13 protein-coding genes are annotated in these 10934 nt (G+C 68.6%); 5 read left to right on the forward strand and 8 right to left on the reverse strand.

Going from position 1 to position 10934, the window contains the following annotated elements; all coding sequences use genetic code 11:
- Nucleotides 1-50: 50 nt before the first annotated feature.
- From dtd to L1066_RS26085, 5 genes are all read left to right on the forward strand, one after another.
- On the forward strand, nt 51-494 hold the full coding sequence (gene dtd, locus L1066_RS15590) for a D-aminoacyl-tRNA deacylase (RefSeq protein ID WP_235737203.1): 444 nt from the start codon (nt 51-53) through the stop codon (nt 492-494).
- Nucleotides 495-578: 84 nt separating this feature from the next.
- The gene (locus L1066_RS15595; RefSeq protein ID WP_235737205.1) at nt 579-1187 is read left to right on the forward strand and encodes a YveK family protein; all 609 of its coding nucleotides are present in this window, start codon (nt 579-581) and stop codon (nt 1185-1187) included.
- A complete protein-coding gene (locus L1066_RS15600; RefSeq protein WP_235737206.1) occupies nt 1100-1954 on the forward strand; it encodes a CpsD/CapB family tyrosine-protein kinase in 855 nt (284 codons plus the stop codon). Before L1066_RS15595 ends, L1066_RS15600 begins: the two co-directional genes overlap by 88 nt.
- A gap of 49 nt (nt 1955-2003) precedes the next feature.
- Nucleotides 2004-3461 carry an O-antigen ligase family protein gene (locus tag L1066_RS15605; RefSeq protein ID WP_235737207.1) on the forward strand — a complete coding sequence of 486 codons (1458 nt, stop codon included), beginning with the start codon at nt 2004-2006 and terminating at the stop codon, nt 3459-3461.
- Nucleotide 3462: 1 nt separating this feature from the next.
- Nucleotides 3463-4635 (forward strand): glycosyltransferase family 61 protein, encoded by a 1173-nt coding sequence (locus tag L1066_RS26085; RefSeq protein WP_235737208.1) that lies wholly within the window; start codon nt 3463-3465, stop codon nt 4633-4635.
- A 229-nt stretch (nt 4636-4864) separates the two neighbouring features.
- Here the strand turns inward: L1066_RS26085 and L1066_RS15615 are convergent, their stop codons facing one another.
- The 8 genes from L1066_RS15615 to L1066_RS26870 all read right to left on the reverse strand — a co-directional run bounded on the left by L1066_RS15615 (nt 4865) and on the right by L1066_RS26870 (nt 10877).
- Nucleotides 4865-5161: a DUF1416 domain-containing protein gene (locus L1066_RS15615; protein ID WP_235737210.1), complete on the reverse strand. Its 297-nt coding sequence runs from the start codon at nt 5159-5161 to the stop codon at nt 4865-4867.
- A gap of 2 nt (nt 5162-5163) precedes the next feature.
- Nucleotides 5164-6012 carry a sulfurtransferase gene (locus L1066_RS15620; protein ID WP_235737211.1) on the reverse strand — a complete coding sequence of 283 codons (849 nt, stop codon included), beginning with the start codon at nt 6010-6012 and terminating at the stop codon, nt 5164-5166.
- A 38-nt stretch (nt 6013-6050) separates the two neighbouring features.
- Nucleotides 6051-6497 carry a DUF4395 domain-containing protein gene (locus L1066_RS15625; RefSeq protein WP_235737213.1) on the reverse strand — a complete coding sequence of 149 codons (447 nt, stop codon included), beginning with the start codon at nt 6495-6497 and terminating at the stop codon, nt 6051-6053.
- A 296-nt stretch (nt 6498-6793) separates the two neighbouring features.
- A complete protein-coding gene (locus L1066_RS15630) occupies nt 6794-7786 on the reverse strand; it encodes a sugar transferase (protein WP_235737215.1) in 993 nt (330 codons plus the stop codon).
- Between the two features lie 16 nt (nt 7787-7802).
- Nucleotides 7803-8387, reverse strand: coding sequence for a hypothetical protein (locus L1066_RS15635; RefSeq protein WP_235737216.1), 585 nt, complete (start codon nt 8385-8387; stop codon nt 7803-7805).
- 82 nt (nt 8388-8469) lie between these two features.
- Nucleotides 8470-9660, reverse strand: coding sequence for a glycosyltransferase family 4 protein (locus L1066_RS15640; protein WP_235737217.1), 1191 nt, complete (start codon nt 9658-9660; stop codon nt 8470-8472).
- Between the two features lie 27 nt (nt 9661-9687).
- Complete coding sequence (locus L1066_RS26865; protein WP_312007962.1) at nt 9688-10065, reverse strand: NAD-dependent epimerase/dehydratase family protein; 378 nt, start codon at nt 10063-10065, stop codon at nt 9688-9690.
- The gene (locus tag L1066_RS26870; protein WP_512699723.1) at nt 9957-10877 is read right to left on the reverse strand and encodes an NAD-dependent epimerase/dehydratase family protein; all 921 of its coding nucleotides are present in this window, start codon (nt 10875-10877) and stop codon (nt 9957-9959) included. Before L1066_RS26870 ends, L1066_RS26865 begins: the two co-directional genes overlap by 109 nt.
- Nucleotides 10878-10934: the final 57 nt, after the last annotated feature.

Below are 10934 nucleotides of genomic sequence, written 5' to 3' on the forward strand. Positions count from 1 at the left end.
GGAGACGCTCCTGCGCCTCGCCCGGACCGCGCCGTGGGAGGATCACGCCCGTGCGCGCCGTACTCCAGAGGGTCAGCCAGGCATCCGTCACCGTCGACAACGAGGTCGTCGGCGAGATCGGCACCGGTCTGGTGGTGCTGCTCGGGGTGACCCACGGTGACGGTCCCGACGAGGTCGGGTGGATGGCCCGCAAGGTGCGTGACGTACGGATCCTGCGTGACGAGAAGTCCGTCGGTGACGTCGCGGCGTCCGTGCTCGTGATCAGCCAGTTCACCCTGTACGGCGACGCACGCAAGGGCCGCCGGCCGACCTGGCAGGCTGCAGCGCCGGGCCCCGTCTCCGAACCGCTCTACGAGGCGTTCTGCGCCGAACTCGCTTCGCTGGGCGTACACGTCGAGAAGGGAGTCTTCGGCGCCGACATGTCTGTCGCCCTCGTGAACGACGGGCCCACTACGCTCCTGCTGGAGGTGGGCGAGACGGCGGCATCCGGATAACCATCGGGTGCCCGACTCGTTGACTTCGCGGTCACCAAAAACCAAGCGCAGCAAGCAATTCAGCGCAACTAGCGAAGGTCAAGCGTGGACTTCAAGCAACTGACACGGACACTCCAGCGTCGATGGGTCACCATCGTCGCGATGCTCGTGGTCGCTCTCGGCGTTGCCAGCGTCATCTCGTGGGTCCTCATGGACAAGGAATACGAGTCCGAGGCGAAGATCTTCCTCTCTGCAGATGCCCAGTCGCTGCAGGAGAGCACGGTCGCCTCCTATCTCGTCACCACCCGGATCACGTCGTACGCCGACCTGGCCGACCACGAGGAGGTCATCCGCCGGGTGGCCGAGAAGGTCCCCGAGCTGGGCATGTCCGCGTCCGAGCTCGCCTCCGCGGTCAGCGCCGAGGCCGAGGCCACGTCGGTGATCTTGACCGTGAAGGCCCGCGCCGACGACCCGGAGACCGCGCAGACGATCGCCACCGCGGAGTCGGAGGTGCTCGCCGAATACATCCGCGAGATCGAGACCCCCGTGGTCAGCAGCGCTCGCAGATCACCACCACCATCACCAACCCGGCCGACTACGACTCCAAGCAGGCCAGTCCCAAGCTGGTGCTCAACTTCGGCGCCGCCGCCGTCATCGGCCTCCTGCTCGGCATCTCGCTCGCCGTCATCCGCGACATCCTCGACCACACGATGAAGAGCTTCGAGGACGTCGAGCGGGTGGCGGGCGCTCCGGTCATGGCCTCGGTCGCACTCGACAAGGCCGTCGCCAAACAGCCGCTGCTGAGCGACGTGCACGGCTTCTCGCCCCGCGCCGAGGCCTTCCGCCTGCTGCGCACCAATCTGCAGTACCTCGATCTCGACGAGCAGCCGAAGAGCCTCGTGATCACCAGCCCACTGCCGGGCGAGGGCAAGACGAGTACGGCGACCAACCTTGCGGTCGCGCTGGCCCAGGCCGGGCGCCGGGTGCTGCTGCTCGACGGCGACCTGCGCCGTCCGCGCATCGCGGCGCTGCTCGACCTCGAGTCGAAGGTCGGCCTGACCACCGTGCTGGTCGGCAAGTCGTCGTTGGCCGAGAGCATCCAGGTGCACCAGCCCTCCGGCCTGTCGTTCCTCGCCGGCGGGCCCATCCCGCCCAACCCCACCGAAGTCCTGCAGGCCGCGGCGACGCGCGCGCTGATCGCCAAGGTGCGCGACATGTATGACATCGTCATCATCGACGCGCCGCCGCTGTTGCCGGTCGCCGACGCCGCGATCCTGGCGCACGCCGCCGACGGCGCCCTGCTCATCTGTCGTCACGGCAAGACCACCGAGGAGGAGCTCGGCGGCGCCGCAGCGCGCCTCGAGTCCGTCGGCGCCCGCCTGTTCGGCGTCGTGGTCAACATGGTCCCGCGCCGAGCTCGCGAGGGGTACTCCTATTACTACTACGAGGACGAGCAGCTGCTGGACCTGAAGAAGTCCTGAGCTCATCGATGACAGCGCTGATGTGGCACGTGTTGGCGGGGCGTTTGACGTGACGCCCCTCCTACGTCGCGGTCTGGGCGAGGTGTCCCTGTGGGGCCTGGCCGTGCTGTTGTGCGCCGCACTGCTGGTGGTGGCCCGCGACGAGGTCGTCTACATCGCGCTCGGCGTGATCACCGCGTTGGTCATCGCGGTGATCGTGGCACTGGGTCCCGAGAAGGCCGGTACGTCGTTCGTCGTGCTGGGCACGTTTGCCGCACCGATGAGCGCGCTCGTCGTTCCGGGCGCCACCTTCGTGACCGCGACCGACCTGCTCTACGCCATCGGATTCGTGCTGCTGCTGCCCACCATCCTGGGGCGGCACGTGGGAGTGCCTGCGGGCTTCTCCTTCTTTGCGATGGCGTGCCTCTTCATCGGAGTCATCGCCTCGCTGGCTGCCCCCGACGTGATGGGAAGCCTCAACTTCCAGCTGCGCTTCGTGGCCGGCGTGCTGATCGTGCCCCTGGTCTTCCTCGCCTGGCGGCCCTCCCTCCCCGTGGTGCAGGTGCTGGCTGGCGCCTACGTCGTGGGCACCGCCGTGAGCTTCCTGGGCGGCATCGCCCGGGGCGACCGGCCCGGCGGACGCTTCATCGGCTTCACCGAGCACCCCAACGTGTTGGGGCTGACCGGCCTCTTCGCGACCGGACTCTGCGTCTTCCTCATCAGCCAGACGCGCAGGTCGCTGGCATGGGTGTGGCTCGGAGCGGGTGCGATGGGCCTGGGCGTCGTCTGGTTCTCCGGGTCGCGGGCCGCTCTGGTGGTCGCCGCGGTGATCGCGCTGCTCTTCCCCGTCGTCGAGAGGTCGGCCAAGGCGGCCGGATGGCTGCTCGGGTCGATCACCGTCGCGCTGGTCGCCGCGTCACAGATCCGGTTGGGCGGCGACTCGGCCCTGGACCGCCTCACCGGTGGCGGCTCGGCGTCGTACTCGGACGCCGAGCGCGAGCAGCTCTTCCACCGCTACTGGCAGGGTTTCCTCGACCAGCCCTTGCTGGGACACGGCTTCGAGGAGTCCGTGCTCGGTCACAACGTCTACCTGCAGATGGCCTACTCGATGGGCGTCTTCGGTGCAATGGCGTTCATCGGCCTGATCGCCGTGGGTGCCCTGCAGCTGTTGGTGGCCCCGAAGCCGTGGAACCGACTGGCCTATCCCCTCCTCAGCTATGCGCTGATCGCGCCGCTCACGAGCGTGGTGTGGGACCGCTACATCTGGGTGCCTGCGGCCCTTGCCTTCGTCGTTGCCGCGGACGTCGCACGGGTACGGGCCGGACTGCCCGGCGACCTGATCCCGCCGGACACCGTCGTCGAACCGGATGGGCCACGGGTTGCGGCCCGGCCGCACCCGGTGGCGTTCGTGCGGGGCGCCTGGACCGGACCGACCCGGATCGGCGCCCTTGCCGCCGCTGCCGCGCCCGCAGGCGGGAAGCGACGTGCCGACGTACCAGTCGACGCCCCTTCACGGACGGACGACTGACGTGCCCCGACTCCCCGCAGCGCTCGAACCGGCGTTTCCGCTCGTGAAGCGGACGCACCGGTTCGCGACCCGGCGTGTCGGTGGCGTGACTCGGGCAGTGGCCGGGGTGCGGACGGGCGCACGGACCGTGCCGACCCGTGGTTACGAGACCTCGCGGGAGACCGCCGCTGCCGAGCCGGAGCACGCACGGCTGCATCCGGGGATGCCGTCCGAGGTGGTGAGCCGACCGCGACCGGCCGGTATCCCCGAAGGACTGCCCTGGTGGGACGGCGTGCTCCGCGCGGACCTGCCCGAGCGCTACACCCTGGAGCTGAGCGGGGGTACCGTCGTCGGCAACTACGCCGCGCACCTCACCTCGGCAGGCAACCTCGACTTCGAGACGAGCCACTACTTCGACATCCACGGGTGGCGCGAGCACCCGATCTTCCTGCGGCCGCGGCTCCCCGAGGCGACGCACTTCCCCGGCACGCTGGTGTCGCTGGCGACGCGCGCGACCGGGGTGAACTACTACCACTTCGTGATGGACCTGCTGACCCGTTGGGCGACGCTGCAGGAATGCCTGCCGGGAGTGCAGGTCGACGCGATCTATGCCAACACGTCCACCCGTTTCGCCCGCGAGCTGCTGGAACTTGCCGGGCTCGGCGACGTACCGGTGATCGAGGCGACGAAGCACGCGAGTGTCCGCGCCGACCGCCTGCTTGTTCCCTCGCTGGCGAACGCGGGCCTCAAGGCGCCGCCTGCCCACACCGACTGGCTGCGGACGCGGCTGCCGGCCCGGGGCCGCGGAGCGCCGTGGATCTATGTGACACGCGGTTCGCGCCGCAACTCGCGGCGAGTGGCCAACGAGGCCGAGGTGCTGTCGGTGCTGGAGCCGCTCGGGTTCGAGGTGTTCGATCCGGGCGCCCACCCGGTGCAGCGCCAGATCGACGTCTTCGCCGGTGCCTCCGTGATCGTCGCTCCGCACGGCGCCGCATTGACCAATCTCAACTTCTGCTCCCCGGGGTGCGGGTGCTCGAGCTCTTCGCGCCGCGCTACCTCAACGAAGGGATGTGGTCGATCCTCTCCAACATCCCCGATGCACGCTATCGCTACCTCGTCGGTACGCCGCACGGGTCGCCCCGGAGCCGGAGCCGGAGCCGGGTCGCACGGCTCAGGGCGAACACCTCGGAGGTGAAGATGAACCAGGTCTACGAGGACATCCAGGTCGATCTGGAGGAGCTCCAGGAGTCGTTGGACGCACTCCTCTCCTGACGCCGCGAAGCAGCGCGTCTTGCGCCCCGAAGTCACGCTCGTTGCGTCGACGGAGAGCCGTCACGCCGCAGCGGATGCGGAGTCGTCGCAAATGAGCGATCCCCGGCGCCTCCCGAAGGAGTACGCCGGGGATCAGCTCGAGCTGCGGCGGATCAGATCGCGATGGCGACCTCGGCCACCTCGCCGACCGTGGCAACGACCTGACGGTCGACCGGGTCGGCCTTGGGGGCCAGGGTGCGCAGCGTCCACTCACCGTTGCCGGCGAAGAACCGGAAGTGACCGGTCGCCGAGGTGGGGACCTCGGCGGTGAACTCGCCGGTCTTGTCGAGCAGCCGCACGTAGGCGTTGCCGACCGGCTCACCGTCGCGGGTCACCTGACCCTGGACGACGGCCTCCTTGGCGACATTGACTCCGTCGAGCGACAGACCGCCCTCAGTGGCACCGCACATGCTCAGGCCTCCCCGGGCTCGTCGCCCAGGACGACCGGCACGCCGACGAGGCTGCCGTACTCGGTCCAGGAACCGTCGTAGTTCTTCACGTTCTCGTGGCCCAGGAGCTCCTGGAGCACGAACCAGGTGAGCGAGGAGCGCTCACCGATGCGGCACAGGGCGATGGTGTCCTTGGAGTCGTCGAAGCCGACCTCGGCGTACAGCGCCTTGAGGTCCTCGTCCGACTTGAAGGTGCCGTCGTCGTTGGCGTTCTTGCTCCACGGAACGTTGACCGAGGTCGGGACGTGACCGGCACGCTGGGCCTGCTCCTGCGGGAGGTGGGCCGGGGCGAGCAGACGACCCGCGAACTCGTCGGGGCTGCGCACGTCGACGATGTTCTTGACGCCGATCGCGTCGACGACCTCGTCACGGAACGCGCGGATCGAGAGGTCCGGCTCCTGTGCGGTGTAGGAGGTCGCCGCGCGCGTCGGGAGTTCGTCGGTCAGCTCGCGGGAGTCGAGCTCCCACTTCTTGCGGCCGCCGTCGAGCAGCTTGACGTCCTGGTGGCCGTAGAGCTTGAAGTACCAGTAGGCGTAGGCAGCGAACCAGTTGTTGTTGCCGCCGTAGAGGATCACGGTGTCGTCGTTGCTGACGCCACGCTCGGAGAGCAGTGCCTCGAAGCCGGCCTTGTTGACGAAGTCACGACGGACCTGGTCCTGCAGGTCGGTGGTCCAGTCGAGCTTGATCGAGCCACGGATGTGGCCCTTGTCGTAGGCGGTGGTGTCCTCGTCGACCTCGATGACGACGATGCCGGGGGTGTTCAGGTTGTCCTCGACCCACTGGGCGCTGACGAGCACGTTCTCGCGGCTCATGGTTCCTCTTTCCTTGTTACTGATGACGTGTGTTGGGTTCAGCTGGCGGCGATCGGGCGGCGGGCGGTGAGCCGCTTGCCGATCAGATACATCTCGCAGCCCAGGCAGAAGCCGGTGACTGCGTTGAGGAGGGCGGCGACGAGCGCCAGTCCGACCGCGACCTGGCCGAGCAGGGTCGCCCCGGCCAGGAAGCCGATGAGGCCGACGACCGCGAAGACCAGCCCCACCGACTGCGCGAACCGCGGCGGGCGCGGGTCCTCGAGTTCGGCCGGAGCGGCGAGCCGCGGGCGGATCGTCGTGCGGAAGATCCAGGACAGCGGGGTGCGCTGCACACCGGTGAGTGCACCCCACGCGAAGAGCACCGTCTGGACGGCCAACAGCACCGTCGCCTGCTTCTCGGGAAGCAGGAGTACGACGGCAAGCACCACCGCGGTCACCGTTGCGGTGAAGCGCGGCCCACGTGGGTCGATGCCTTGGTTGCCCATGTCCTTCTCCGGATGTCCTGGCCAGATGGTCTCCTCGCTGCCCTCCCAGGGGCACGGGCGTCCAGCGCTGACCGACCGAGAAGGTCGGTGGACCCAGCTTCTTCAGCGGGTCCGGAAATGCGGGGGACGTCCCGTCAGGACATTCGACACAGCGCAGAGCGCACGCGGCAGTGATCCACCGCGCGGCGCTTCGTGAGCATGGTCGTGAACATGGAGGGAACGCTACCCGAGGGGGTTGCAGGCCCCGAAATCGTCATCCCGAAGTATGAGACAAGTGACCACTTCGTGAGATTGACTCAGCCCTGGGCGACCGGAGCGACCCGTCCGCGAGCGGGTTCGCGGGGCGTCGGCACCCGGGCCGGGACGTCTCGGATGATCGACGGCACCGCCGTCGTCATGTGCGGGAGCACATCGGCCAGCGCCGGCTCCTGGTCGGGAGCGACGCTGGCCACCAGGCCGGGCAGTGACACCTGCGCGGCGAGCGCACCGGCAGCCGCAGGTGCCGCGCCGAAGACACCGGCAGATGCCGGGGACGGCACCGTGACAGCGGGGGCGAAGGCCGGCGTCGGCGCGTTGACCCGGGCGGGCGACGTACCGACGGGAGCCGCGGGCACCGAGACCGGAGCGGAGGCGCCGGTGTAGCGCTCGACCAGGGCGATGACCTCATCGGGCGCGAAGCCGCGACGCAGGCGGAGCACCACGAGGACCGTGTAGAGCAGGATCAGGAAGTCGAGGCGGAACGAGTAGTTGCGCAGCGCGCCGCGGCAGTAGGCGCCCTCGAGCGCGAGCCGGTCCTCGTCGCAGAGGTAGTCGCGGCCGACCAACTGGGAGGGCCCGGTAAGGCCTGCGGGGGTCGCGAAGCGGTCCTCGGCGTCGGGGAACTCCTCGAGCAGACAGTCGACGACGTTCTGCGGAAGCGGTCGGTTGCCGACGATGCTCATCTCACCGCGGAGCACGTGACGAAACTGCGGAAGCTCGGTGAGCGCGACCTTCTCGAGGAGTCGACCGATGCGGGTGTAGAGCGGCGAGGAGCTCGGGATGTTGAGGAAGCGTGTCGAGCCGTCGACCGGCACCGTCTCGCGGTTGGCGATCTCGGCGGCGTTGCGCACCATCGTGCGGAACTTGACCACCTTGATCGGCGGGCCCGCGCTGACGCGGCGGGTGGACTTGTAGAAGACAGGCCGACCCTCGAGGACCAGCACGGCCAGCGCCGCCATCAGCACCGCTGGTAGCCAGACCACGGCTGCGGCCAGAGTCACGAACAGGTCAAAGAAACGCTTCTTGCCCACCGGCCCTGCACACTCCTCAAGGTTGCTCGGAACCCCCGTCGCGCTGGGTCGCCGAGCCGACCAGCGCGCTCGAGGCGACACGTGCACCCCGAGCCAGCAACCACAGCCGCGCGTCCAGCCCTACTGCCCTGGTGTGCGGTCCTCTGTTGCTGGTCTGCTCAACGAGGGCCGCCATCTTTGGGTACGGCGTGTGCACGAAATCACGGAAAAATTTCTGTCCGGGTTCCACGAGTCGGCCCGGGTGGAGCACCGAGAGCCGGGCACCGCGTGCCGTGGTGAGCCTGCCGAGCCGGTCCTCGACCAGGTTCTTCCAACCGGCATAGTGGGCGCGCTCGCGCGTCGGAGCGAGGGCGAGCACGCTCGAGACGAGCACGACGCTGCTGCCGGAAGTGACGAGGTCACCGAGGGCCTGCAGTTCTCGCTCCACCACGGTCGGGTCCTCGACCCGGTCCCCGGACTGCACCGGGCCCAGCGCACAGACGTGGATCCGAGCTCCCTCGGGGACGTCGATGCTCGAGTCGGCGCGGATGATCTCGACGCCGGGGTCCGCACCCCAGGAGGCGGCGAGGTCGTCGGCGTCACGCTGGTGGCGGGCGACCACCCAGACCCGGTCTCCCCTCCCCGCGTCCGGGCGACGAGCTCTCGCCCCAGTCGGGTCCGAGGGCCGACGACCACGACCGCAGTCATCGACGTACGCCCTCGAGGATCTGCTCGAAGCGGTCGGCGATACCGGGGAGCGCGAACTCCTCCTCGGCCAGCCGACGAGCCCGATCGCCCAGCTCGTCGCGGCCGATCGGGTCGTGGGCGAGGTCGGCGAGCCAGTCGGCCGCAGCCGGAACGGAGTCCGGGTGCGGCGGCAGCACGAGACCACCGGCCTTCTCGACGAGGCCGGAGGCGAGGTTCTCGGCGGGCATCAGGCCCAGGACCGGACGCCCTGCGCAGAGATAGGAGAGCGTCTTGGAGGGCACCGAGAACGCACCTGCGTCCTGCTCGAGGAGGACCACGAGGGCATCGCCGGCGCCGAGCACCTCGGAGAGCCGCTCGTAGCGCTGGAACGGCAGGAGGGTGATCTCGATCCCGAGCCTGTCGGCCTCCTTCTGCAAGATGTCAGTGGCGGGCCCGGTGTTGACCACGACCAATCGGCAGTCTGCGCCGGCATCCTGCACGCCGCGGGCGAGTTGCACGAGGAGTTCGGGGTTGTGCTTGAGGCCGAGGGTCCCCGAATAGAGGAGGGTGAAGGTGTCCGTGAGGTGATGTTCCACAGCCCAGTCGTTCTTGCGCTCGACCGGGACGATCTCGTCGACGGGCGCCCAGTTGGGGATGACCGTGACCTTGCCGGCGGTGCCCCATTCCTCGTGCACGTCGACAAGCGAGTCCGCGATCGCCACGATCGCTGCTGCCCGCTGCGAGGTCCACCGCTCGGTGACGTCGAAGACCGAGGCGACCACCCGGAAGCCGCGGCCCAACTTCGCACCGGCGAAGGAGCGGATCGCGACGGCATAGACGTCTTGGTGCCAGAGCACCCACTTCCTGCGCATCAGCACCATGCCGAGTGCGAAGACCACGAGCGAGGGGATCTGCGCGTTGGAGAGCAGCGCGACCTCGGCATCCGTACGCCGCACCTGACGCAGCAGCGCGAAGCCCACGCGGAGTTCGACGAGCAGCCGTTTGAGGAAGCGATCCTTCTCGATCGGCTCGGTCGGGCCGACCGGATCGATCGTCAGCCGCTCGCCGGGCTCGGTCTCCAGCCTGCCCTTGCCCGAGAGCCAGCCAGGACAGTAGGAGTGCGTGACGTCGTGCCCCCGCTGGGCGAGCTCGCGTGAGAGCTCGACCTGGAACGGGTGGCCCGAGTAGTCGTGGACGAGGATGCGCAAGGTCGTGGCCCGCCGGTCGCTGGTCGCTCAGCCGAGCGAGCGCTTGACCTCGTCGTAGACCCACTCGTAGGTCTTGGCGAGGCCGTCGGCGAGCGTGATCGACGGCGCCCAGCCGTAGGTGGCCTTGATCTGGGTGTTGTCGGAGTTGCGGCCGCGCACGCCCTGGGGCGCATCGAGCTGATAGCTGCGCTCGCAGCGGATCCCGGCGATCTCCTCGACGATCGAATAGAGCTGGTTGATGCTGACCAGCTCGTCGCTGCCCAGGTTGACCGGCTCGGCTGCGTCACCGCCCAAGATCATCTGGGAGCCCTTGAGGCAGTCATCGATGTACATGAACGAGCGGGTCTGCTCCCCGTCTCCCCAGATGTCGAGCTTGTGCTCGCCGGTGATGACGGCGGTGGCGATCTTGCGGCAGACGGCGGCGGGGGCCTTCTCGCGGCCCCCGTCCAGGTGCCGTTGGGCCCGTAGACGTTGTGATAGCGGGCGATGCGGGTGGTGAGGCCGAAGTCCTCCTCGAAGTGACGACACATCCGCTCGGTGAAGAGCTTCTCCCAGCCGTAGCCGTCCTCCGGCATGGCGGGGTAGGCGTCGGACTCCTTGAGAGCGGTGATGTCGGTGTCGGTCTGCTTGTCGGCGGCGTAGACGCAGGCACTGGAGGAGTAGAAGTAGCGCTCGACGTCGTGCTGCTTGGCCGCCTGGAGCATGTGGGTGCTGGTGAGCACGGTCAACATGCACAGAGCCTTGTTGTTCTCGATGAAGCCCATGCCGCCCATGTCAGCGGCGAGCATGTAGACCTGCTTGGCGCCCGCCGTGTGCTCGAGGGCGTTGTCGAGGAGCGAGAGGTCGGCGACCTGGTTCTCCGCGTCGGGGTGCACCTGGTACCACTCGTCGGTCGGCTTCACGTCGACCGAACGCACGGTCAACCCTTGGTTCAGCAGGTCGGCCACCAGGTGGCCCCCGATGAATCCGCCACCACCGGCCACGAGAACGTCGACGTCAGACATCCGTGTGTGCTCCTCCGTGTCGCTGGCCGTTGCCCCACAGCAACGGTCCTGCCTGTGAGAACGAAAGGAGCTCCCGGGGGTCACGTATGGGACGTTTGACCCACAACTGTCGAGAGCGCCCCGATCAGTGCCGAGGACGCACAGTTGCAGCGAAACGGAGTCCACGACGTACGCCGCGGGTCGGGTGGCGCACCCACCCGGAGTTGGACACATGTCCACGTGGAGCGGACGCAGTGACCAACGCCGCGCCCACCCGGCTAGGGTTTGCCC

This window comes from Nocardioides alcanivorans, from assembly GCF_021555175.1.
Classification (GTDB): domain Bacteria; phylum Actinomycetota; class Actinomycetes; order Propionibacteriales; family Nocardioidaceae; genus Nocardioides; species Nocardioides alcanivorans.